The 22,141-nt window shown below is 51.1% G+C and carries 19 protein-coding genes and 1 tRNA gene; 12 read left to right on the forward strand and 8 right to left on the reverse strand.

The window, feature by feature from the left end; translation table 11 throughout:
* The first annotated feature begins 5 nt into the window (after positions 1-5).
* The 5 genes from ACMGDE_RS14880 (at position 6) to ACMGDE_RS14900 (ending at position 5,352) form a co-directional block, all read left to right on the forward strand.
* Positions 6-320 carry a thioredoxin family protein gene (locus ACMGDE_RS14880; RefSeq protein ID WP_436833610.1) on the forward strand — a complete coding sequence of 105 codons (315 nt, stop codon included), beginning with the start codon at positions 6-8 and terminating at the stop codon, positions 318-320.
* On the forward strand, positions 301-561 hold the full coding sequence (locus tag ACMGDE_RS14885; RefSeq protein WP_436833611.1) for a DUF6952 family protein: 261 nt from the start codon (positions 301-303) through the stop codon (positions 559-561). The genes ACMGDE_RS14880 and ACMGDE_RS14885 overlap by 20 nt, the downstream gene beginning before the upstream one ends.
* Before the next feature lie 341 nt (positions 562-902).
* Positions 903-3,338, forward strand: coding sequence for a PIG-L family deacetylase (locus ACMGDE_RS14890; protein WP_436833612.1), 2,436 nt, complete (start codon positions 903-905; stop codon positions 3,336-3,338).
* 16 nt (positions 3,339-3,354) lie between these two features.
* Positions 3,355-3,555: a GlsB/YeaQ/YmgE family stress response membrane protein gene (locus ACMGDE_RS14895; protein ID WP_436833613.1), complete on the forward strand. Its 201-nt coding sequence runs from the start codon at positions 3,355-3,357 to the stop codon at positions 3,553-3,555.
* A 105-nt stretch (positions 3,556-3,660) separates the two neighbouring features.
* Positions 3,661-5,352, forward strand: a complete 1,692-nt coding sequence (locus ACMGDE_RS14900) for a sodium:solute symporter family protein (RefSeq protein ID WP_436833614.1) — start codon at positions 3,661-3,663, stop codon at positions 5,350-5,352.
* Here ACMGDE_RS14900 and ACMGDE_RS14905 read toward each other — a convergent pair.
* The 5 genes from ACMGDE_RS14905 to ACMGDE_RS14925 all read right to left on the reverse strand — a co-directional run bounded on the left by ACMGDE_RS14905 (position 5,335) and on the right by ACMGDE_RS14925 (position 10,332).
* Positions 5,335-6,102 carry an exodeoxyribonuclease III gene (locus ACMGDE_RS14905; RefSeq protein WP_436833615.1) on the reverse strand — a complete coding sequence of 256 codons (768 nt, stop codon included), beginning with the start codon at positions 6,100-6,102 and terminating at the stop codon, positions 5,335-5,337. The genes ACMGDE_RS14900 and ACMGDE_RS14905 overlap by 18 nt on opposite strands.
* Positions 6,103-6,111: 9 nt before the next feature.
* Positions 6,112-6,861, reverse strand: coding sequence for a peptidylprolyl isomerase (locus ACMGDE_RS14910; RefSeq protein ID WP_436833616.1), 750 nt, complete (start codon positions 6,859-6,861; stop codon positions 6,112-6,114).
* Positions 6,862-6,904: 43 nt separating this feature from the next.
* Positions 6,905-7,264: a hypothetical protein gene (locus ACMGDE_RS14915; protein WP_436833617.1), complete on the reverse strand. Its 360-nt coding sequence runs from the start codon at positions 7,262-7,264 to the stop codon at positions 6,905-6,907.
* Positions 7,265-7,657: 393 nt separating this feature from the next.
* Positions 7,658-8,977, reverse strand: coding sequence for a sensor histidine kinase (locus ACMGDE_RS14920; protein ID WP_436833618.1), 1,320 nt, complete (start codon positions 8,975-8,977; stop codon positions 7,658-7,660).
* A 2-nt stretch (positions 8,978-8,979) separates the two neighbouring features.
* Positions 8,980-10,332: a sigma-54-dependent transcriptional regulator gene (locus ACMGDE_RS14925; protein WP_436833619.1), complete on the reverse strand. Its 1,353-nt coding sequence runs from the start codon at positions 10,330-10,332 to the stop codon at positions 8,980-8,982.
* Positions 10,333-10,452: 120 nt separating this feature from the next.
* Here ACMGDE_RS14925 and ACMGDE_RS14930 point away from each other — a divergent pair.
* Positions 10,453-10,527: transfer RNA gene (locus ACMGDE_RS14930), tRNA-Val, on the forward strand.
* Positions 10,528-10,659: 132 nt separating this feature from the next.
* Here ACMGDE_RS14930 and ACMGDE_RS14935 read toward each other — a convergent pair.
* Genes ACMGDE_RS14935 through rsgA form a run of 3 tightly spaced genes read right to left on the reverse strand, consistent with a single transcriptional unit; the run spans position 10,660 to position 14,442 of the window.
* Positions 10,660-12,651 carry a putative porin gene (locus ACMGDE_RS14935; protein ID WP_436833620.1) on the reverse strand — a complete coding sequence of 664 codons (1,992 nt, stop codon included), beginning with the start codon at positions 12,649-12,651 and terminating at the stop codon, positions 10,660-10,662.
* The gene (locus tag ACMGDE_RS14940; protein ID WP_436833621.1) at positions 12,648-13,466 is read right to left on the reverse strand and encodes a purine-nucleoside phosphorylase; all 819 of its coding nucleotides are present in this window, start codon (positions 13,464-13,466) and stop codon (positions 12,648-12,650) included. The genes ACMGDE_RS14935 and ACMGDE_RS14940 overlap by 4 nt, the downstream gene beginning before the upstream one ends.
* A gap of 55 nt (positions 13,467-13,521) precedes the next feature.
* Positions 13,522-14,442 carry a ribosome small subunit-dependent GTPase A gene (gene rsgA / locus ACMGDE_RS14945; RefSeq protein ID WP_436833622.1) on the reverse strand — a complete coding sequence of 307 codons (921 nt, stop codon included), beginning with the start codon at positions 14,440-14,442 and terminating at the stop codon, positions 13,522-13,524.
* A gap of 116 nt (positions 14,443-14,558) precedes the next feature.
* Between rsgA and polA the strand changes: the two genes are divergently transcribed.
* The 6 genes from polA (at position 14,559) to ACMGDE_RS14975 (ending at position 22,026) form a co-directional block, all read left to right on the forward strand.
* The gene (gene polA, locus ACMGDE_RS14950; protein WP_436833623.1) at positions 14,559-17,360 is read left to right on the forward strand and encodes a DNA polymerase I; all 2,802 of its coding nucleotides are present in this window, start codon (positions 14,559-14,561) and stop codon (positions 17,358-17,360) included.
* A gap of 10 nt (positions 17,361-17,370) precedes the next feature.
* A complete protein-coding gene (locus tag ACMGDE_RS14955; RefSeq protein ID WP_436833624.1) occupies positions 17,371-18,495 on the forward strand; it encodes a toxin-antitoxin system YwqK family antitoxin in 1,125 nt (374 codons plus the stop codon).
* 50 nt (positions 18,496-18,545) lie between these two features.
* A complete protein-coding gene (locus ACMGDE_RS14960) occupies positions 18,546-19,205 on the forward strand; it encodes a phosphatidylserine decarboxylase family protein (RefSeq protein ID WP_436833625.1) in 660 nt (219 codons plus the stop codon).
* Between the two features lie 8 nt (positions 19,206-19,213).
* Positions 19,214-20,251, forward strand: a complete 1,038-nt coding sequence (locus ACMGDE_RS14965) for a sensor histidine kinase (RefSeq protein ID WP_436833626.1) — start codon at positions 19,214-19,216, stop codon at positions 20,249-20,251.
* A gap of 96 nt (positions 20,252-20,347) precedes the next feature.
* Positions 20,348-20,995 (forward strand): DUF47 domain-containing protein, encoded by a 648-nt coding sequence (locus ACMGDE_RS14970; RefSeq protein ID WP_436833627.1) that lies wholly within the window; start codon positions 20,348-20,350, stop codon positions 20,993-20,995.
* Between the two features lie 20 nt (positions 20,996-21,015).
* Entirely contained in the window at positions 21,016-22,026 is a 1,011-nt protein-coding gene (locus tag ACMGDE_RS14975; protein ID WP_436833628.1) for an inorganic phosphate transporter, read from the forward strand.
* Positions 22,027-22,141 lie beyond the last annotated feature (115 nt).

The raw sequence follows: 22,141 nt of genomic DNA on the forward strand, positions 1-22,141 counted from the left end.
CACACATGTTACTGGAATTAGAAAACGATAACCTTGCCGATATCGTGAAGGATAACGATGTCGTGCTGGTGCAATATTCGGCCACTTGGTGTGGCAACTGCAAGATCATGAAACCGAAGTTCAAGAAGCTGGCTTCGGAAAACGGGCAGGTGTCCTTCGTCATTGCAGACGCGGAGCGTTTCCCGCAATCGCGGCAATTGGCCAACGTGTCTAACCTGCCAACCTTCGCGGCATTTAAAGGTGGCGAACTGGTGAATCAGGTGCAAACCAACAAATTTGATCCGTTAATCGCGTTGCTGAATGAGGTTACCCATAATTAAACACCTGGCTGAATTTATAGAGCAGAACGACCAGGATTACGTGCTCGAAGCAATTGAGACACTGGAGGCGCTTACCGAGGTGCCGTCATTGAAGGATGAGGAGCTGGATGTCATCGGGGAGTTGATCTCGAATATGTACGGAGCTATTGAAGTGGATAAGCTGGTGAAAGGGGGATTGGAACGGAAAGAGGCGCTCAATACCTTTATGAAACGGGTGTTGGGCTCGATTGATAAGGGATAAGCTGAAGAGTATCCGTTTTCCACAAAAAAGATGTTTAAAAGCGATCTTTTGTTGAAAACTTGTTATCAATGGCCGTGTGCATCTCCTTAATTATTCTCGTATCTTTACCGTTGTTAAAGGTTAACTTCTTATGAGCATTGGTGGCTTCGATGCGCCAAATCAGCGATTTAAGATTTAAATGATTTTTTAATTGTTAATTTGCAAGAGCCGTCCCAGTATCGTTGGGACGGCTCTTGTTTTTGAGGCATCCGAGACCAAGCTAAACGTAAAATTTATGTAGCAGCCGCACCATTCCCGGCGCGATCGTGGGGGATATGCGTTTAATGCATTATCTTTAAACCATGAATACGAAGTCTGTACCGCTATCGCTTTTTTTCTTCTTGTTGATTACCGTACAAGTCCTTGCTCAGCAACCGACCTATCACGCTGGGCAGATCAAGCAGGCCATCAAAAAATTGAATACCCTGGGCTCGGTGTTGTATTTTGCAGCGCACCCTGACGATGAAAATACGCGGCTGATCGCTTGGCTGGCCAAAGAGGGGCGCTATCGTACCGGTTACTTATCGCTGACACGCGGAGACGGTGGCCAAAACTTGATCGGCACCGAGCAGGCGGAAGAGCTTGGGCTGATCCGTACGAACGAACTGCTGGCCGCGCGACGGGTGGATGGTGGTGAACAGTTTTTCTCACGGGCTATCGACTTTGGTTTTTCGAAGACCTGGGATGAGACCTTTCGCTTTTGGGGGCGCGAAGATATCTTGGCGGATGCCGTTTGGGTGATCCGCAAATTCAGGCCCGATGTCATCATTACGCGTTTTCCGCCCGACGAGCGGGCCGGCCACGGACACCATCAGGCTTCGGCCTTGCTGGCGATCGAAGCATTCCAGGCGGCAGCGGATCCCCAGCGGTTTCCGGAGCAGCTTGCTGAGGTAGCTGTATGGCAGGCTAAACGGCTGCTGTGGAATACCTCCAGCTTTTTTCAGGGGTCGCCCGCTTCTTCAAACCAGTTTCTCATGAACATTGGCGACTATAATCCATTCATCGGTCAATCTTACGGGGAAATTGCTGCCGAGAGCCGCTCAAACCATAAGAGCCAAGGGTTCGGCGCGGCGCGCCAACGCGGCAATAGTGTGGAGCGCTTTGAAGTGCTCAAGGGCGATGCGCCACAAAAAACGTTGTTTGACGGGGTAGAGACCTCATGGAAAAGGGTAGGCGGCGGTGAGCGTATCCCGCAGCTCATCGCAGCGATCGAAGCGGGATTTGATATGGAGCATCCGGAACGATCCATAGACGGATTGATGGAGTTGCTGGATGCCGTAGCCACCGTGGGCGATGACTATTGGAAGGCACAGAAGACGACCGAAATCAAGGACCTGATATTGGCTTGCGGGGGAATATGGGTTGAAAGCTATGCACCTGCCGCGAAGTTTGCGGCGGGTGAGCAGATACCGATCACGACGGCATTCATCGTGCGTCGGCCCGGCGTGGAAGTAGCGGTGGGGAATACCGAGCTGACGTATAACGAACAGCATGAACAGTCATCTGTCTTTACGGCTGCGGCCATCACCCAACCCTATTGGCTCGGACAACCGCATAGCTTAGGCCGTTTTGCAGTGGCCGACCGGGAAGACGTCGGGCAACCGGGCAACGTTGACGCGCCCAAAACATCCGTATTGCTGCGCATCAATGGAAGGGAACTGGCCTACGAACGGCCCATCATGTATAAATACACCGACCCGGTACGGGGTGAGGTGTATGAGCCCCTGGCCATCGCCCCGCGGATAACGGCGAGCCTGGGCCAAAAGGCGCTGGTGTTCAACGGCGACGACCCGAAGACGCTGGAGGTGGTATTTACCGCGCATACGCAGGAAAAAGTGTCGGCCATCGCAGCGCTACAGCTGCCTTCGGGATGGAGGGCTGAGCCGCAGGAGCTGCCGCTAGATTTCTCCGCCAAGGCGGAGGAAACGGTCGCCCGGTTTACCATCTACCCCGGGAAGCAGGCCTCGCTCAGGGATTCGTTGGATGTGGTGCTGCGATATGGCGACTCCACGGAGGCAGCGAAGGCCATCCGGTCCATCGCATACGAGCATATCCCCCAGATGACGTGGTTTCCGCCGGCCACAGCCCGCTTGAGCAAGGTGGAGACGGGCGTGTCGGCTACGCGCATCGGCTACTTGCCGGGAGCGGGCGACCTGATACCGCAGGCATTGCGCGAGATCGGGCTGCGCGTAGACGTGCTAAGCGAGCAGGATGTGCTATCGGGCGACTTGGCACAATATGATGCCATCGTCGCCGGTGTACGGCTGTATAATGTCAATGACCGCATGCGCTATATGCAGCCGCGGCTGCTGGAATACGTCAAGGGCGGGGGTACCTTGCTGGTGCAGTACAACGTAAGCGGCCGCTTGGCCACCGATGAGGTAGGACCTTTCCCGCTGTCGCTGACCCGCAGCAGGGTGACCGATGAAACGGCTCCGGTAACGATGATCAAGCCGGATAGCCGGGTGCTGAATTATCCGAACAAGATTACCGCGGCCGACTTTGAAGGGTGGATACAGGAGCGGGGCTTATACTTTGTAGGCAATGCAGATGCCCAGTACGAGCGGCCGCTGCGGATGGGTGATCCGGGGGAAGCGCCCGATGATGGGTCACTGCTCGTAGCGCCTTATGGCAAAGGTAACTTTGTTTATACATCGCTCGCTTTTTTCCGGCAATTGCCCGCTGGGGTGCCCGGTGCATATAGATTATTTGTAAATTTGCTCGCAAAACCCAATTGATTAAACAGGTATTAACATGGAAAAACACGTCGAAGAGCCTTCAAACGAAAAAAGCACCAACAACTTTTTCTACTTGCTGGGCGCCGTATTTGGCGGCTTGACCGGTGGCTTTACCCAAGAGAGCTTCCTCGCCGCGATTATCGGTGCGGTAGTGGGACTGGCTTTTGCCGGCTTTTTTGTCGGCAACCTACTCAAAGGCCGTGAGCACGACCGATAAGGGATTACCTCCTTTTGTCCGCAACTGGAGGCGGTTTTATTGGATTGTCGTGCTTTGGTTGCTGGTACTGATCTTGCTGTTTTACTTATTCACCAACTATTTCGGATGAGTACGACGGACTGGGTGGTGCTGTTTTGCACCTTGCTGCTGATCGTTGCCTATGGTGTGTACCAAAGCAGGGGCATCCGCAATATCGACGGATATTTGCTGGGCAACAAGTCCTTGCCGTGGTACCACGTGGGACTGTCAGTGATGGCGACGCAGGCCAGTGCAATCACGTTTCTTTCGGCGCCGGGATTGGCCTATTCATCAGGTCTGAGCTTTGTACAATTTTATTTCGGCCTGCCACTGGCGATGATTGTGCTCAGCATCTCCTTCGTGCCGATGTTCCACCGGCTGCGCGTGTACACAGCCTATGAGTTTTTGGAGAAGCGCTTTGATGTGCGCACGCGTGCGTTTACGGCGTTGCTGTTTCTGATCCAACGGGGGATCTCTACGGGCATTACGATTTATGCGCCGGCAATCATTTTGTCGAGCATCCTACAGATCAATGTGACCTATACCACCCTCTTCATCGGGACGCTGGTGGTGCTGTATACCGTATATGGCGGCACTAAGGCGGTCTCGTATACGCAATTGCTGCAGATGACCATCATCTTCGGCGGACTGCTCGCTGCGGGGGTGCTGGTGGTCTACATGCTACCCGCGGATATCGGATTGATGAAGGCCCTGCACATCGCTGGCAAATCGGGTAAGGCCAACGCCATAGACCTTTCTTTCGACTGGGACAACCAATACACGCTATGGAGCGGGCTCATCGGTGGGTTTTTCCTGCAACTTTCGTATTTCGGTACCGACCAAAGTCAGGTGGGGCGCTATCTCACCGGCGCCTCCATACGCGACAGCCGCATCGGGTTGCTCATGAATGGCCTGTTGAAAGTACCCATGCAGTTTGCGATATTGCTCATCGGGATATTGGTGTTTGCGTTTTATCAATACAACAGCCCGCCTATTTTCTTTAATAAGTATGAGCTCAATAAAATCGAGAACAGTAACTACGCCGGGCAGGTGGATAAGCTGAAAACGCAGCATGCATCGATCTTCGAAGAAAAGCGGACACAGATACACCGCCTGACGGAGGCGCTTGACAGTGGAGACGAGACGGCGATAGCGGACGTACGTGCGCGCTTGCATAGCGCTGATATGCGCGCCAAGACGGTGCGGCAAGACCTGGTAACGCTGATGCAGGAAAACGATAAGCTGGCCGATACCAATGATAACAACTACATCTTCCTGTCTTTCGTGACCGAGCATTTTCCCAAGGGGCTGATCGGCCTGCTGGTGGCCATTGTCTTCATGGCATCCATGGGAGCTACCGCCAGTGCGATCAATTCGCTGGCATCTACGACGGTGATTGATATCTATAAGCGTTTTGTGAGCAAAGCGGGGACCGAACGCGGATACCTCTCGGCTTCGCGGGTTTTCACCCTGATGTGGGGGATATGCTGCGTCGTCATCGCCTTATATGCGAGTAAACTCGGCAACCTGCTGGAAGCGGTGAATATCCTGGGTTCGTTGTTTTACGGCACCATCTTGGGTATTTTCGTCGTCGCGTTTTATGTAAAGCGGGCAGGTGGAAAGGCCGTGCTGCGCGCGGCGATCCTGACGGAGGTCATGGTGGTAACGCTGTGGTTGCTTGACGTAATGGCCTTCCTCTGGCTTAATTTGGTGGGGTGTTTTGGGGTGGTGTTGTTTGCACTGCTGTTTCAGGGCAATCGCTCATATCGCCAGGTCTAACCCTACTGGGCAATGGTCCGAGTGGATCGCATCAGGCATGATCACGGTATTCAGGATATATGGCTCGAGGGGTTTGCTGACCATGTTATAATCGATGCGCCAACCCAGATTGCGCGCCCGGGCATTGGCCCTGAATGTCCACCACGTGTACTGATGTGGCTCGGGATGGAGGTGACGGAAGGAGTCGACAAATCCGGACGTGATGAAGTTTTCCATCCACTCGCGTTCGGCTGGCAGGAACCCTGAAGAGTTCGCGTTGCTGATCGGATTGTGGATATCAATCGCGCGGTGGCAAATGTTGTAGTCGCCGCAGACGACTAAGTTGGGGTGCTCTTCCCGCAATCGATCGGTGTAGCGCTGGAAGTCGTCTAGAAAACGGTATTTGAATGTCTGCCTGACGCCGCCGGTGGTGCCGGAAGGGAAGTAGGTACTCATGACCGACACATTTTCGAAATCCGCACGGATGATGCGCCCTTCCTGATCGTAGTCCTCATGCCCACAGCCATATTCAACATGCTTAGGGGTGATCTTGGTGAAGATGGCCGTGCCGCTATACCCTTTTTTCGCTGCCGGGTACCAGTAATGCTCGTATCCCAACTGTTCGATAAGCAGCAGATCGATTAACTGGTCAGGCGTAGCCTTGATTTCCTGCAAGCACAGGACATCGGGATCGGTGGCCTCAAGCCACGAAAGCCAGCCTTTGCGCATGGCCGCGCGGATACCGTTGACATTGTAGGTGACGATTTTCATGCTCACCTACTAATATTTCGGTTTGAATAAATCCATGAATTTCGTAAAAATCGTATTGCGCGGCTTCTCGCCTGCTTGTTCGCGCTCCAAGTTGATGGCCTCCCTCCGGGTGAGCATTACCATGTTCATGCGTTGGTCTTCTAAGGGCCGGTCATACCGATCGGTCTTGGTGGCAGCAATGCTGTCGATGACCTCCACTCCGGTAACGAGTTCCCCGAAAACGGTGTAGCTTTGGTCGAGGTGGGGAGTACCCCCGAGGGTCTTATACACTTCCCGCTGGGAAGGCGGGATCTTGCGCCCGCCAAGGCGGAGCTGCTCCAGGCTATCGAGCCCCCTATCTGTAAAGGTGCGCCCTTGGACGAGGTAGAATTGCGAGCCGCTGGAAGCCTTCTCGGGATTATCATCCCGCGCAGCAGCAATGACGCCCTTCTTATGGAAAAGGCTGTCCCTGAATTCGGCCGGGATGGTATAATCAGGTCCGCCTTCACCCAAGCGCTGTTTCTCTGCGGCGAACCGAGAGTTTGGGTCGCCCCCTTGAATCATAAAGTGTTGGATGACACGGTGGAACAGCAAATCCTGATAATAACCAGCACGGACCAGCTTGACGAAATTATCGCGATGCAACGGGGTCTCATCGTACAGCTTCAGCAGGCATTCGCCTTTAGTGGTGATGATCCGTACATACTTATGGGGTGGAGCCGCATGCAAAGACGCCGCAAGCACAATGAACGTAAGCAATACAAGGGTTTTCTTGATCATTTTCTGTTAGTTCGTTTTTTAAAGTTGTTATAGCGATTACTCCTCACTCACCCTCGGACACCAGTCCCGCATCTTCGAAATAGTCAATGATCAGCGATTTGAGGATCATCTCTTGCTCCAAAAGGGTGTAATTGGGGATGGCTTTGACTAAGTGCCAGTGCGGCCAACCATCTTGGTCGAGGCCCTCGAGTTCGTAAAAGCCCATGGCACTGAACAGTCGGCAGGTGGCAATATGCATTAATTCTTCTTTCTGCCGTTTGCTGAATTTCAGAGGGCCTTTGCCCAGCTCCTGTACCCCGATGAGGAATAGCATCACTTTGAGATCGGGCTTTTCCATTTCAAACCGCCTTGCCGTATCCGTTTGCAACGCAGCCCATTTTCTGTTAATCAATGACGCATTCACGCCACAAATATACAGGTTTTTTTGCGACACCTTTCACGCCGCATTTTGTGGAATAATTTACGCAGTTTGGGGCGATAAAATAGGTCGGAATATCGCAGCGCGAAATAGAATTGAACAAGCCACATCCCTGATGTCATTAAAAAGGGTTGATTTTCAGGTCATTGTTTCGGATTTTGAACTATTCGGCGAAAAAAACAGCGGATGACGGCAATTGGCACAATATTGCTGTGTACGTATATAACCGGAAAAGAAAATAAAGAGGTTGATATAAGGCAATACCTAAGGGTAAGCCGAAAGAGAACGGTAAATTACTTAGTATAGTATGAACTGTTTGTTTTAGTATCTGGAAAAGCGTCACTTCGGTGGCGCTTTTTTTATTCCCTTCCTCACCGATCAAAACTGCAAGATAAACACGCTGCCTTTATCTTCATCGCTCTGCACCAAAATATTGCCGCCGTGCAAAAGCATGATTTGCTTGCTCAATGTGAGCCCTACACCGCTCCCGGTTTTGCGGGTAGTAAAAAACGGAATAAAAATACTTTCGAGTAAATCCGCAGGAATCCCTTTACCATTGTCGGTCACCTTGATCTGCGGCTTGCCGTCGTTGGCAGAGGCCGAGAGGGAAATATAGGGCTCGGACACGTCTTTGACCGCCTCCATGGCATTGAGCAAGAGGTTGATGAGCACTTGTTCGATCAGGTTGATATCCAGCTCGAGCTGTAGCTGCGTATCTTTCAATATAATATCCAGTTCAATATTTTTCTGGACCAGGGACGGTTCCATGAGCTGGTAAAGGTTTTCAAAAAGATCGGCAGCCAAAACGGTACTGATGTTTGGCCGTTCGATCTTATTCAAAGAGCGGTAGGTGCCGGCGAATTTGAGCAGTCCCTCACTACGGCGCTTGATGGTTTCGGTGCCCAACCGGATATCTTCCAGTTCTTCGCTATTCGGGAGGTTGTCCAGGCGGTTTTTCAAGGTATCCGCAAGAGACGATATCGGCGCGATCGAATTCATGATTTCATGGGTGAGCACACTCAGCAGCTTTTGCCACGCCCGGGCTTCAGTCTCATCAATGGCTTCATTGACATTTTGATATACCACCAACTGATATTGCCCCTCAGGCGTTTGGAAGTTGCTTGCCGTGAGCAGCAGCTTAATATTCCCCTTGGCAGACTGTACGCTGAGGAGCTTCTGCTCGCCCGGAACCAATTGCAGCGTCTTTTGGTAAAGGTCATCGTTTTTCCGATGGAGCCCTTCAAATCGACGGATATAAGGGATGCCAAATAGATTTTTGAAGGCTTCATTTATCCAGACGATCTCACGGGTATTTGTATTGTAGGAGAGGATGGCGGTATCGACAATCTGCAAGATCTGATGCAGGTACTGGTATTGGGTTTCGCGCTCGCTGCTGATTTTTTTGAAGACACCGTTAATTTCGTTGAACGCACTGCGTAATGGAAGCAGCTCGGCATTGGCATGAATGAGCGGAAAGTGACGGGTGAAATCACGGTAGCGCGCAGCCTCGGCGAACTCCTCCAACTCGCGGTAAGTCCGAAACTGCGATCGGAAGTTGAGTGCCAACATCCAAATGCCAAATGGAGCCAAGACCAATGCGTATAAATATTGCTCCTTGAATAGCAGGTAGGCCAAGCCCGTCAGCGCCGCCAATAGCAATATTGCCCGGGCAACAATCAATCGCCTGAATCGCCGCATGCTTAGATATCGTATTTGCTCAGCCGTCGGTAAAGGGCCGTACGCGTGATGCCCAGCTCCTTGGCCGCCTTACTGATATTACCACCGTGTTTTTCAACGACATTAGCAATTGTGATGCGCTCAAGCTCAACCAAGTTGTGTTCTTCAGGAGCCTGCCGTTGGCCATTGCTATGCTGGGCTGTTTTCTCAATGGCCGAAAAGATCAGATCCTCGGCGCGGAGAACCTCCCCATCGGCCATGATTACCGCCCGCTCAATGCTGTACTGGAGTTCGCGGACATTGCCCGGATAATGATAGCCGAGTAATTTCTGCTCCGCCTTCTGATCAAAGTCGGCAATAGACTTCATGTATTTCTGAGCGTATCGTTGCAGGAAGTGTCGCGCCAAGCGCAGGATGTCTTCGCCGCGTTCGCGCAAGGGAGGAGCCTGCAAGTCGACCGTGTTGATGCGGTAGATGAGGTCTTTCCGGAAACGGCTTTCGTTGGCCAGATCGGCGAGCGGCACGTTGGTGGCACAGATCAATCGGATATCCACCGGAATAGGGTTATTGCTGCCCAGGGGGATGACCTGCCTGTTTTGGAGCACGCTGAGCAACTTGGCCTGTTGCTGAAGCGAAATGTTGCCGATTTCGTCGAGAAAGAGCGTGCCTCCGTTGGCCGCCTCAAACCGGCCCATCCGGTCTTCGCGCGCATCGGTAAATGCGCCTTTTTTATGCCCGAAAAGTTCACTTTCAAACAGGCTCTCGGTCAGCGCGCCCACGTCAACCTTGATAAATGGTTTGTCGGCTCTTTGGGATTGCTTGTGGATAGCGGTAGCGATAAGGTCTTTGCCCGTGCCGTTTTCGCCTAACACCAAGATATTGGCATCGGTGGGCGCTATCTTGCTGATTTTATACAGCAAGTTTTGCATAATCTCGGATGCGCCGATAAATTCCAGATCGGCCGCGATATTGATCTGAGTAGTTTTCTTTCGGTCTTTTTTGGATAGCAAGCCCGTGATGACGGAAATCAGTTGCTCATTTTGCCAAGGTTTGACCACAAAATCGGCTGCACCCTGTTTGAGCGACGTCACCGCCAAGTCGATGGCGCCATAGGCAGTAATCATCACGACTGGCAGGTCCGGTTTGAGCATTTTTATGCGATTGAGCCAATATAGGCCCTCATTGCCCGTGTTGATGGTGCTCTTGAAGTTCATGTCCAATAAAACGAGGTCGAGCGCTTCTTTGGCCAGGAGGGATGGGATCTGCTCGGGATTGTGTTCGGTAATGACCTTGCTGACATGCTGCTTGAGAAGCAAGCGTACGGCAGTCAGCACATCCGGATCATCGTCTACGACTAATATGCGCGAGTGCATCATGTTTAAGCGATATCGAAATTAAAACGTAAAACTACAATTATAAGCGGCGGCTCCCAAAAAAATGAAAAAATAATTTTGAATATCGGCGGACTGCTTCTATATTTGCAGACCCAAACGGAAGGGAGCTTAGCTCAGCTGGTTCAGAGCACCTGCCTTACAAGCAGGGGGTCACTGGTTCGAACCCAGTAGCTCCCACTTCCAAAGCCGCTTTTCGATAAGAGAAGCGGCTTTCTTATGTATTCTGGTACAGCTAACCCGTCTCGTCGTGTGGAGTTCTGCAAAACTTCATGTACATTTGGTCTGTCTACGGTTAATCACTGATGGTTTTTAATCATAAAACTTCCAAGCAATGCCTACGCGCAGGTTGGCATTGTTCATGGGATACCTGCGCACGGTATAATAACCTTCGGGCCATAAGTACTGGTTGACGAAATTGTAGCTCAGGAATAGGTTAGCGCGCTTGAGTGTTGCCGTGGTCCAGACATCCACGATGGGATATGTGGAAAATTCGATCGCCGCATTGTCATTGTAGAATTGGCCGATGTTAATGGCATAAGAAGGTGTGCGGAACGGCGTATTAAAGCGCACATCAAATCCGAGGTTGAAATCGACGATCTTATAGAGCAGTCCATTGTAATAAAAGCTATGCCAGGTGTACAATTCAGGGATGGCGAGGACCGCATTGTAATCCGACCGCTGGTACACGGCGTAATTGTCCAGGTGGAAGCGGCCCAGCCGGAAGTTTTGTCCGATGGATATTTTAAGCAGGTCGATGTTGTTGCCTAATTGGGCCGGCTCCACCGCTCGGAGCAGCCGCGGGTCTGCATCGGGGTTATCGACCTCCTTAAAGTACAGATGGTTTGCAATAAGAAAATATTCAGCCTTGCCCGAAAACCCGAGCGATGGATTTTCGTAAGCAAATGAAAAACTGGTGGTCTTCGTTTTGGCGAAATCATGCGTCCATTGGTGGTAGGTGTAGTTGGCCCGCTGAAATAACCATTCGGGTGATTTGTTTTGGGTATAGGCGCCCAGGACAATGCGTCCGATGGTATTGCTTAGCAGCACGTCTGCCTTGGCCTCGTAGCGGTAATCGCCGAAGTTGGCACCCTGCACGATTTGGTTGAGATCGCCGGTGATGGTCACGCGATCGCTGAAACGATAGCCAACACCTGCTTTGAGCATGCTGTTTTGCAAGAACGTTTGGTACCCCCTATCCCGGTACCAATGCATATCATGTTGATATCCGAGATCGAGTTTGACCTCATTTTTGATAAATGCCAACGATTTGCCCCGAAGATAAAAGCTATAACCAAAGTCGTTCGTGATCGTGTTGACCTGTGTTGTGTCTTGTGTCAACACACTTTCGCCAAAAGGGAACGCATTGTTGATATCGGGTTCGTTTTTATAGAACTGATAGTTGCGTGTGCGCAGTTGGATGCTGTGCGACATGCGATTAGTCGGCAGGAGCTGTTGTTCGGGTTGGCCGGGGTTGATGGTATCAAGCCGTCCCACAAACAGGCTTTGCCTGACAAAGAAACTGTTGTCACGCCAGGTATGGCGTGGTCGTTCATCGCGAGTGCCCCGCAGTCGGGTGGATTCGGAATCGCTGTTACCCCGCTGAGGATAACGGAAGAGCGTGTCGTTGAGCACCGATCCGTTTTCAGAGGAGATGAGCCGGTTGAACACCGCATTCGTCAAGAGGTTATACCGGTGATTGGGCGACTCATACCAAGCAAAAAGGACGGGCTTGATCTCGTTGTATTGCTGATTAAAATAGTAACCGTCCGCCCGGGCCGCATGAAACTCGGCTCCGATGTTGAGGTGGGGATTGATGTTTTGGGTGACCTTGGCCCGCAGGACCTGGTCGTCAAAAAAAAAGCCTACATTATACAGCTCTGAAAAATGCGCACGGGCGCGGTAATATTTAACCGAGTCCGGCTGATAGACGTAACGTTCCAGGCTATGGAATCCGGTTTGGAATCCGATGGTCTTATCGGGCACAAAAAGAAGGTCGCGCGTGGCGAGGCCATAACTGCCCAGGTGAATGCTCGGGTTTTTGGGCTGGTTTTGGGGATTATAATACTGAAAATTCTGGTGGAGTGTATCAATCTGGTAGGTGAAGGTGCCTTGCTTCATCATCGCTAACGTCGTATAGCGAATGTACCTTGCACTGAAAATGACGGAGTCTTCCTTGTTGTCTTCTGCAGCCCTCGCCGAGTCTAGGGCGCTGCTGAATTCTTCTTCCTCTTGGGCATGTAATACCGTCATGAAAGAAAGGAAACATACGGAGAGCAGCCAAATGCGCAGAAAAGCCTTCATTGCTGCAAAGCTACCAATTCTTTCAATATTACGGTCATCTTTGGCTCTACGGTGGAGGCCACCTCCACGATTTCGGCGAGGGAAACGGGTTGGAGGTTTTCATGGAATCCTTCATCGGTGACGACCGAAATGGCGAATACGGGTAATCCCATATGGTTGGCGGTAATCACTTCCGGTACGGTGCTCATCCCTACAATATCGCCCCCGATCAGTCGCATATAACGGTATTCGGCCCGGGTTTCTAAATTGGGCCCCGGCGTGGATACGTACACGGCGCGGTGCACCTTGATTTGATGTTGACGGGCGATTTCCAACCCTGCTCCGATCAACTCTGCATCGTACGGTTGGCTCATATCGGGGAAGCGCGGACCAAGTCTGCTGTCATTGGCACCCCGCAGGGGGTTATCTGGCAAGAGGTTGATATGGTCGTCGATGATAGCCAAATGCCCTTTCCGGATATCCGGATTGAGCGAGCCGGCGGCGTTCGAAACAAATAACTTTTGGACACCCAGTGCCTTCATCACACGCACGGGGAAGGTGATCTGCTGCATGCTGTATCCTTCATAATAATGAAGACGCCCTTGCATGGCCATGACCCTGCGGCCGTTGAGTATGCCAAAAATGAGCTTGCCGGTATGGAATTCTACCGTAGAAATCGGAAAGTTGGGGATGTTGGCATACATCAATTGGCGGGTTATCTCCACTTCATCAACCAATTTGCCCAGCCCGGTACCCAAGATGATACCAAACTCGGGCGCAAAATCGCCTATACGCTGTCGGATAAATTCGGTGGTCTCTTCGATCAAATGATACATGGCTGCCAAGACTTATAGGTCAAACTTAAGGTAAATTTTTGCAATGCGCAAACCGTCATGCCCGGGTGTCATTGCCATGGTAGATGCTCAGGTAGCTGTCGTACCGGCTCGGGGCGATATCACCCGATTCAAGCGCGGCCAATACGGCGCAGCCGGGCTCGTTGATGTGCCGGCAATCGTTGAAACGGCAGTCGTGCATCAATGCGCGCATCTCGGGAAAAAAATGGCTCAGCTCCTGCTGTTCGATATCGATGATGCCCAGTTCGCGAATACCCGGCGTGTCGATCAGCCAACCCCCAAAGGGCAACAGGATCATCTCGGCAAAGGTGGTGGTGTGCTTACCCTTATCTGACCAATCGGATATATTGGCCGTGCGCAATTGGGCATGTGGATGGATGGCGTTGATCAACGTGGATTTTCCAACACCTGAATGGCCCGAAATCAGGGTGGTTTTGTGCTGAAGTAGCTTTTTGACGGTGTCGACATTGGTGCCCCGGAGCGCGGAGACCTCAAAGCAGGGATAGCCGATGGTGGTATACATCGATTCGTATTCGCGCAGTATGTCCAGGCCCTCCTCACTGAATAAGTCGAGTTTGTTGAATAACAGTCCAGCCGGAACATCGTAGGCCTCGGCGGTGACCAAAAAACGATCAATAAAACCCAGCGATGTAAACGGCGAGGCCAAGGTAACGACCAAAAAGGCCTGATCTACATTGGCGGCAATAATCTGCGCTTGCTTCGATAGGTTGACCGACTTGCGGATAATGTAATTGCGCCGTTCATGGAGGCGGGTAATGATGGCCGTATACGGCGCCGCTTCTAGCTCGATATCTACCCAGTCCCCCACTGCGACGGGGTTGGTGGTCCTGATGTCTTGTGTCCTGAATTTGCCTTTGATGCGGCAATTATAGGTGTTGCCGTCATCGGCGAGTACCTCATACCAACTGCCTGTTGACTTGGTGACAAGGCCTTTCATCGGATTGCCGGATTACGTGCTGGGGTGCATTTTGCCATCTGGGCAAAGGTCGAAAAAAAATGGTGAATAGTGAATGGTATCCCTATCTTTGTGGAGATACCAAATATTATATTGCTGTGAAGAAACTATTTCTGCTGGACGGGATGGCCTTGATTTATCGGGCTTATTTTGCGCTGAGTAAGACACCGAGGATTACGTCTACCGGATTTAATACCTCGGCGATATTCGGTTTTGCCAATACGCTCCTTGAACTGCTGAGAACACAGCAGCCAACCCATATAGCCGTGGTATTCGATACCATGGCACCGACGAGCAGGCATACGGAATTTGAAGCCTACAAAGCCAACCGGCAAGCGATTCCGGAGGATTTGGCCACGGCGATTCCCTATGTGTTTAAGCTGGTAGAGGGGTTCAATATGCCCCTCATCACGCTGGACGGGTACGAGGCCGACGATATCATCGGTACTTTGGCCAAACAAGCTGAAGCGAGCGGTTATACAGTGTACTGCATGACACCGGATAAGGACTTCGGCCAGCTGGTGTCCGACAACATTTTGATCTACAAACCCGCGCGGCTGGGCAACGGGGCGGAGGTGCTGGGCGTGAAGGAAATATTAGAAAAGTGGGAGGTCTCAGACGTAAAACAGGTCATTGATATCCTCGGCCTTTGGGGCGATGCGGTAGACAATATCCCGGGCATCCCCGGTATTGGGGAAAAGACGGCGAAGAGCCTAATCCAGCAATTCGGCTCCATAGAGGGCCTGCTGGCCAACACGGACCAGCTGAAAGGAAAGCAGCGGGAGAATGTGGAGACCTTTGCGGAGCAGGGACTGATCTCGAAGCGACTGGCGACCATCCAATTGGACGTGCCTATTGAACTGGATGAAGCGAAACTGGAACGGCGCGAGCCGAATAGGGAAGCGCTGGAACCGCTATTTGCAGAGCTGGAGTTCCGGACATTGGGCAAGCGTGTCTTCGGCGAGGAATTCAATGTGCTGGACGTAAAATCCACCACGGGCACACAGATGGATTTATTCGGCAATGCGGTTGAAAGCGCGAGCGGCACGGAGGTCATCACAACAGATTATGTACCGCCAGTAGCCAGCAGAAGTGTGCACAACACGCCGCATGAGTATCTGCTTGCCGACACGCCCGAGCGGCAGCAGGAACTAGCGATGCTGTTGGCCCAGCAGCGCTACTTCTGTTTCGATACCGAAACCACAGGCACGGATGCCAATATCGCCGACATTGTCGGGTTTTCGTTTGCGATTGAGGCAGGCAGGGCATGGTATGTGCCAACACCTGCCGATAAGGAAGGCAGCCTGCGCGTATTGGCTTATTTCAAACCGCTATTTGAGGATGAGACCATCGAAAAGATCGGGCAAAACATCAAGTTTGACATCCTGTTGCTGGCCCGCTACGGGATCAGCGTGAAGGGTGTCCTCTTCGATACCATGCTGGCGCATTACCTGGTAGACCCCGATACCCGCCATGGGATGGACGTGCTGGCCGAAAACTACTTGGGCTATACCCCCATTCCGATTACGGAGTTGATCGGCCCTAAGGGCAAGAACCAAGGTAATATGCAGGATGTCGACATGGAAGCCATCAAAGAATATGCAGCTGAGGATGCCGATATTACGCTGCAGCTGAAGGCGGTATTCGAGCCGCTGCTGGAAAATGCGGAGGCGATGGACCTGGCACGCAAGGTGGAATTTCCGTTGATCCATGTGCTGGCCGAGATGGAGCAGTGCGGGGTAAACATTGACGTACCGGTACTTAAGCAACTATCGCAGACCCTCGAAACGGATATCGCTCAAATCGAAAAAACCATTTTTGAAAAGGCGGGTGTACGATTCAACATTGCATCGCCAAAGCAATTGGGCGAAGTGCTCTTTGAAAAGCTGCAGCTGGACCCGAAGGCCAAGAAAACGAAAACGGGACAATACAAGACCGGTGAGGACGTGTTGCTGACGCTGGCCTCGAAAAGTGATATTGTAAAAGATATTCTGGAGTTCAGGCAGCTACAAAAATTGAAATCAACTTATGTGGATGCCCTGCCGATGATGATCAATCCGATAACCGGCCGTGTACACACGTCCTATAACCAGGCAGTGGCTGCCACGGGTAGGCTGAGCTCTACCAATCCCAATTTGCAGAATATTCCCATCCGGACGGAACGCGGACGGGAGGTGCGCAAGGCATTCATCCCCAGAGACGATGACCACGTAATCCTTTCTGCGGATTATTCGCAGATCGAACTGCGGCTGGTGGCCCACATGAGCGGCGATGAGGGCATGCTGGAAGCCTTTGCGAAAGGATTGGACGTACACCGCGCCACGGCGGCGAGGGTATATGGCGTGCCCCTGGAAGCGGTGACCGCTGAACAGCGGCGCAATGCCAAGGCGGTCAATTTCGGCATCATCTATGGTCAGTCAGCCTTTGGCCTATCGCAAAACCTCGGTATTCCGCGCTTAGAGGCGGCACAGATTATCGAACAGTATTTTGCCCAGTATCCGGGCATCAAAAAATACATGAATGACACGATCAATTTTGCCAAGGAACATGGCTACGTGGAGACCCTGCTCAAACGGAGACGCTACCTAAGAGATATCAACTCTGCCAACCAAACGGTGCGGGGCTTTGCAGAACGAAACGCGATCAACGCGCCCATCCAGGGCTCGGCAGCGGACATGATCAAGGTGGCGATGATCGGCATTCACGAGGCGATCAAGCGGACTGGACTCCGCGGGAAAATGACCATGCAGGTGCATGATGAGCTGGTATTCGATGTGCCTAAGACGGAAGTACCGATGCTGAGGGAACTGGTTGAGGGCCACATGAAAAATGCACTGACGATGTCCGTACCGATCGTCGTGGAGCTCGGGGAAGGACGGAATTGGCTGGAAGCACATTAATCCGGAAGGAATGGCAAACGTGCGACTGTGGATACTCGGATTGCTGTTCGCCTCCAATGGCGCTGCTGCCCAAGGTATGGACACCGTGCAAGCGCCGGTATATTATGAGGAGGCACCTGACGGAAGGACGCGGTTCTTTTATGACGACCACTATTTTCTCGCCGATAAATATTGCCCGTTTAAGGCGATAGAACGGGTGGGGCAATATGATTTTCAGCAGCAGGTATTTGTCGGCGAATTTACGGACTTCAACCTCCAGGGGCGGGCGATTCTCCGGGGCAGTTACCGCCATGGCAAGAAGGAGGGCACCTTCCAGGCATATCACCCCAATGGACGGTTGAAATGGGTGGTGACCTATGTGCAGGATATACCGCAGGGGCTATGGAAATTTTATTATCCGGATGGGAAGCCGCTGATGGAGATCGCGTATGGTGAGGCGGATGTGCGCTTCCAAAGTTTTTGGGATCAACGCGGTCGGCAACGGGTCATAGATGGAAATGGACGATACGAATTTGCTGTGCAATCCGACGGGTACAATGAATTTGGGTATGTGCGTTATAACCGAAAAGGAAAGGTAGTGGATGGGCGCCTGGATGGGAACTGGACGATTGAATACGTGTTTGCGGATGGAAAAAAAGAGGCAGCGGGGCATGAGTTTTATCGCGACGGCCGGTTTGTGGAGGGGTACGACGCCTACCAGGATGAAACGTTTTCGGACGCACCGCGGTATTCGGTGTTGCCGGTGGAGTTTTTCGCACGTGCGGAAGCGGTGGTCGGAAAGGCCTGTACCATTGATGACTATACCGGGTTTACAGGATACCTGGGCAAGCATTTTGAAGAATGGTTTGAAGGTGAAGTAGATGAAGTTCCGGAACCAACGCGCATTGAGTTTATCATTGATGTGAATAGCAAAGGTGCGCCGGGGCCGATCGATATGAAGACCAACTTTAGTGAGGAACGCTACGCCGAGTTGTTCATGGAAGCGGTGAAATGGATCGGCTTCTGGTTTCCGTCATATGCAGACGGCGCGTATGTCGACGATAAGTTGACCGTGACATTGGAGGCATTTCCGGATATGGCTATGCGCAAACTGCTTTTCTTTGATGTAGTGATTCGGCGGGAGAAAGGGATATAATGTTGCACATGATGGGGAGTTTGTCTAAGTTTGCCTATTAATTTTTTCGCATGACTATTCACAAAGAAGGGTATACCAGTATTGCCATCGTCGTGTTGTTGGTTTTCGTGGCCAACGCCTTGGTGCATTATTTTGTGCCCAATAACGCATTAGTTGTTTGGGCGGTGTATATCCTTTCGTTCCTCCTGTTGCTCACCATCTTGCAGTTTTTCAGAAGCCCCAAACGAGACATCGTTACCGACGATAACATGATTTTGTGTCCGGCAGATGGGAAAGTGGTCGTTATCGAAGAAACGGAGGAAACGGAATATTTCAAGGATAAACGGATACAAGTGTCCATTTTTATGTCGCCCGTCAACGTGCACATCAACCGCAATCCGGTGAGTGGCATCGTACGTTTCTTCCGGTACCATCCGGGGAAGTATCTGGTGGCGTGGCATCCCAAATCGTCGACCCTCAATGAGCGGACGAGCATTGCCGTGCAAACCGCTGCGGGCAAGGAGATCCTGTTCCGGCAAATTGCCGGGGCGTTGGCCCGGCGTATTGTGTGGTATGTGCGGGATGGCATGCAGGTACAACAGGGGGCAGAATTCGGTTTTATTAAGTTCGGATCACGGGTGGATGTCTTTTTGCCATTGGATGCCAAAGTAGCGGTGAAAATCGGCGACCGGGTATCAGGGGGACTTACGATCCTGGGACACTTTGATTAACGGCTGCCATGAGGTTTGTCTTGCTTGTCTTTATTAATGCATTTGCGGTAGGGCTCTCCATCGCTTGCGTTAATTTTTATTTTCAGCATAGCTGGCAACATTTCCTGATCACCTTCGCCATATCCTTTGCCATTAGTTTTGTTGCGTTCTATTACCTCTTCCAACGGTATATCTACAACAAGATCAGACTGATTTACAAACTTATCCATAACCTCAAGCTGGGCAAGGACTTGAAAGATGCGTTGGGTGAAAAAATGAGCGACGATCCCATCAACGACATGGAGCAACAGGTAAGGGATTGGGCAAAGGAGAAGAAAAAGGAGATTGATACCTTAAAAGATCAGGAGCGGTTCAGACGTGAATTTCTCGCCAATATTTCTCATGAATTCAAAACCCCGCTGTTTGCCATCCAAGGCTATATTGACGGGCTCCAAGACGGCATGATGGAGGAGGATCCGCAAATGGCAACGCAGTTTTTGATGAAAGCGTCGCAGAACCTAGACCGACTGACCTTTCTGATCAAAGATTTAGACGAGATATCGAAACTGGAAAGCGGACAAATACCCATTAATTATGAGAAGTTTGATCTCGTACTCGTCATCAAGGAAGTATTGGAATCAATGGAGGACAAGGCAAAAGCACATGATATATCATTGGTATTTAAAGAGAAATATCAACACTTGACACTCGTGAAGGCAGACCGGGAAAAAATCAGGCAGGTGCTCGTCAATCTTATTGATAACTCATTCAAGTACGGCAAGGCAAAGGGACAGACGGATATTCGGATTTATGAATTGTTTGAAACCGTACTGGTGGAGGTGACGGACGACGGTATCGGCATCGACGAAAAAAACCTGCCACGGGTTTTTGAACGGTTTTATCGGACGGATAAGAGCCGATCGCGCAAAATCGGCGGATCGGGATTGGGCCTTGCGATCGTCAAACACATTATGGAAGCGCATCAACAGACCATCAATGTGCGCAGCACAGAGGGGCTGGGTACGACGTTTGCGTTTACGTTAGAAAAGATAAAACCCTCGATGTAAAATTTCTGCACCCGTCAAACAACATAACACGGGGTGAGCTGTTAATTAACATTAAGTTAACATTAACATCATACTTTTGCAGAAATATTTTCTTTTATGTCGCTCAATAGCATATTCCAATATTTCGTTCCCAAGGATAAGAAATTCTTCCCGCTGTTTGAACAGGCCAGCAGTAACCTCATCGACATGGCGAAGCTGCTGAAGGAATTGGTGAATTCTTCTGATCCAGTCAAACGCAAGGAACTGACCAGAAAGATAGAAGACCTGGAGCACCGGGGGGATGATATCTCGCACCAGATACACCTGGAGTTAGGAAAGAATTTCATTACGCCGTTTGACCGGGAAGATATCCATACCTTGACCAGTTCATTGGATGATGTAGCCGATTATATCCACGGGTCATCCAACCGGATCGAATTGTACAAGGTGGAGAAAATCACAGACCCGATCATCGAAATGGCTGATTTGATCCTGGAAGCCACAGAAGATGTCGCCAAGGCGGTACATGAACTGCGCAATCTAAAAAATATCCGGAATATCACCGATTCGTGTGTACGCATTAATAGCATTGAAAATAAAGCGGATTATATTTTTGATAAGGCGGTAGCCGAATTGTTTGAATTTGAAAAAGATGCCATCGCGTTGATCAAATACAAAGAGGTGCTATCCGCCATGGAAACGGCTACCGATAGGTGCGAAGATGTGGCCAACGTATTGGAGAGTATCTTAGTGAAAAACGCCTAACCCAATTATCGCAGCAAAATATGGTCACCACACTCTTGGTCATTGTCATTATTCTTGCGGTCGCATTTGACTATATCAATGGGTTCCACGATGCCGCTAATTCCATTGCAACGATTGTTTCGACGAAAGTGCTGTCACCTTTTCAAGCAGTGCTGTGGGCGGCTGTGTTCAATTTTGCCGCCTATTTTTATTTTACTGACCATAAAGTAGCCAACACGGTAGCCAAAACGGTGTTGGAAGAGTATATCACCTTGGAGGTCATTTTTGCGGGACTGACCGCCGCGATTGGCTGGAACTTATTTACATGGTACTACGGTGTGCCATCCAGCTCTTCCCATACACTTATCGGCGGATTTGCCGGGGCAGGAATGACGCATGCCTTTATTTTGGGAGATAACGCGCTCGGTGCCATAAACTTGGGTGCCACGTTGCAGATCATTTCCTTTATCGTGCTGGCTCCGTTAATCGGTATGATCATCGCCGTGATCATCACATTGATCATCATTAATATATCCAAGCGCGCCAGGCCTTCTGTAGCAGAATGGTGGTTTAGGAAGCTGCAACTGGTCTCTTCAGCGGCATTGAGCTTTGCCCATGGTGGCAACGACGCGCAGAAGGTAATGGGGATTATTTTCGTGGCCATGGTAGCCGGGGGGTATCTGCAATCGAACGACCCCATGCCGGAATGGATCCCGATCACCTGTTACTCAGCTATCGCCTTAGGCACGATGAGCGGCGGCTGGAAAATCGTGAAAACCATGGGAACCAAGATCACTAAGGTCAACGCGCTGGAAGGGGTTGGCGCAGAGACGGCTGCTGCCGTGACATTGGGTATTACCGAGCACTTTGGTATCCCGGTGTCGACGACGCATACCATTACAGGTTCCATTATCGGTGTTGGTGTGGTAAAACGCGTTTCGGCGGTTAGGTGGGGCGTGACCATCAGTCTCCTATGGGCCTGGGTGCTTACCATTCCGGTGTCAGCAATATTGGCGGGTGTCGCCTACGCCGTTATCCATTACCTGTTTTAATTGTCCCGGGGGGCCAACAAAATTTTGTTTTTTTTAGGAAACAATACGATTAATCAGTAGATTTACACCCATTCTTACGCTACTGACCATTAAAATGGACAACTGGGGGAAGTGT

The organism is Parapedobacter brassicae, assembly GCF_051400755.1.
Classification (GTDB): domain Bacteria; phylum Bacteroidota; class Bacteroidia; order Sphingobacteriales; family Sphingobacteriaceae; genus Parapedobacter.

What these genes read in the sequence shown, in the direction of transcription:
- ACMGDE_RS14880 (WP_436833610.1), top strand. Translation starts at nt 6, where the DNA reads ATGTTACTGGAATTAGAAAACGATAACCTTGCCGATATCGTGAAGGAT.
- ACMGDE_RS14885 (WP_436833611.1), top strand. Translation starts at nt 301, where the DNA reads ATGAGGTTACCCATAATTAAACACCTGGCTGAATTTATAGAGCAGAAC.
- ACMGDE_RS14890 (WP_436833612.1), top strand. Translation starts at nt 903, where the DNA reads ATGAATACGAAGTCTGTACCGCTATCGCTTTTTTTCTTCTTGTTGATT.
- ACMGDE_RS14895 (WP_436833613.1), top strand. Translation starts at nt 3,355, where the DNA reads ATGGAAAAACACGTCGAAGAGCCTTCAAACGAAAAAAGCACCAACAAC.
- ACMGDE_RS14900 (WP_436833614.1), top strand. Translation starts at nt 3,661, where the DNA reads ATGAGTACGACGGACTGGGTGGTGCTGTTTTGCACCTTGCTGCTGATC.
- ACMGDE_RS14905 (WP_436833615.1), bottom strand. Translation starts at nt 6,102, where the DNA reads ATGAAAATCGTCACCTACAATGTCAACGGTATCCGCGCGGCCATGCGC.
- ACMGDE_RS14910 (WP_436833616.1), bottom strand. Translation starts at nt 6,861, where the DNA reads ATGATCAAGAAAACCCTTGTATTGCTTACGTTCATTGTGCTTGCGGCG.
- ACMGDE_RS14920 (WP_436833618.1), bottom strand. Translation starts at nt 8,977, where the DNA reads ATGCGGCGATTCAGGCGATTGATTGTTGCCCGGGCAATATTGCTATTG.
- ACMGDE_RS14925 (WP_436833619.1), bottom strand. Translation starts at nt 10,332, where the DNA reads ATGATGCACTCGCGCATATTAGTCGTAGACGATGATCCGGATGTGCTG.
- ACMGDE_RS14935 (WP_436833620.1), bottom strand. Translation starts at nt 12,651, where the DNA reads ATGAAGGCTTTTCTGCGCATTTGGCTGCTCTCCGTATGTTTCCTTTCT.
- ACMGDE_RS14940 (WP_436833621.1), bottom strand. Translation starts at nt 13,466, where the DNA reads ATGTATCATTTGATCGAAGAGACCACCGAATTTATCCGACAGCGTATA.
- rsgA (WP_436833622.1), bottom strand. Translation starts at nt 14,442, where the DNA reads ATGAAAGGCCTTGTCACCAAGTCAACAGGCAGTTGGTATGAGGTACTC.
- ACMGDE_RS14955 (WP_436833624.1), top strand. Translation starts at nt 17,371, where the DNA reads ATGGCAAACGTGCGACTGTGGATACTCGGATTGCTGTTCGCCTCCAAT.
- ACMGDE_RS14960 (WP_436833625.1), top strand. Translation starts at nt 18,546, where the DNA reads ATGACTATTCACAAAGAAGGGTATACCAGTATTGCCATCGTCGTGTTG.
- ACMGDE_RS14965 (WP_436833626.1), top strand. Translation starts at nt 19,214, where the DNA reads ATGAGGTTTGTCTTGCTTGTCTTTATTAATGCATTTGCGGTAGGGCTC.
- ACMGDE_RS14970 (WP_436833627.1), top strand. Translation starts at nt 20,348, where the DNA reads ATGTCGCTCAATAGCATATTCCAATATTTCGTTCCCAAGGATAAGAAA.
- ACMGDE_RS14975 (WP_436833628.1), top strand. Translation starts at nt 21,016, where the DNA reads ATGGTCACCACACTCTTGGTCATTGTCATTATTCTTGCGGTCGCATTT.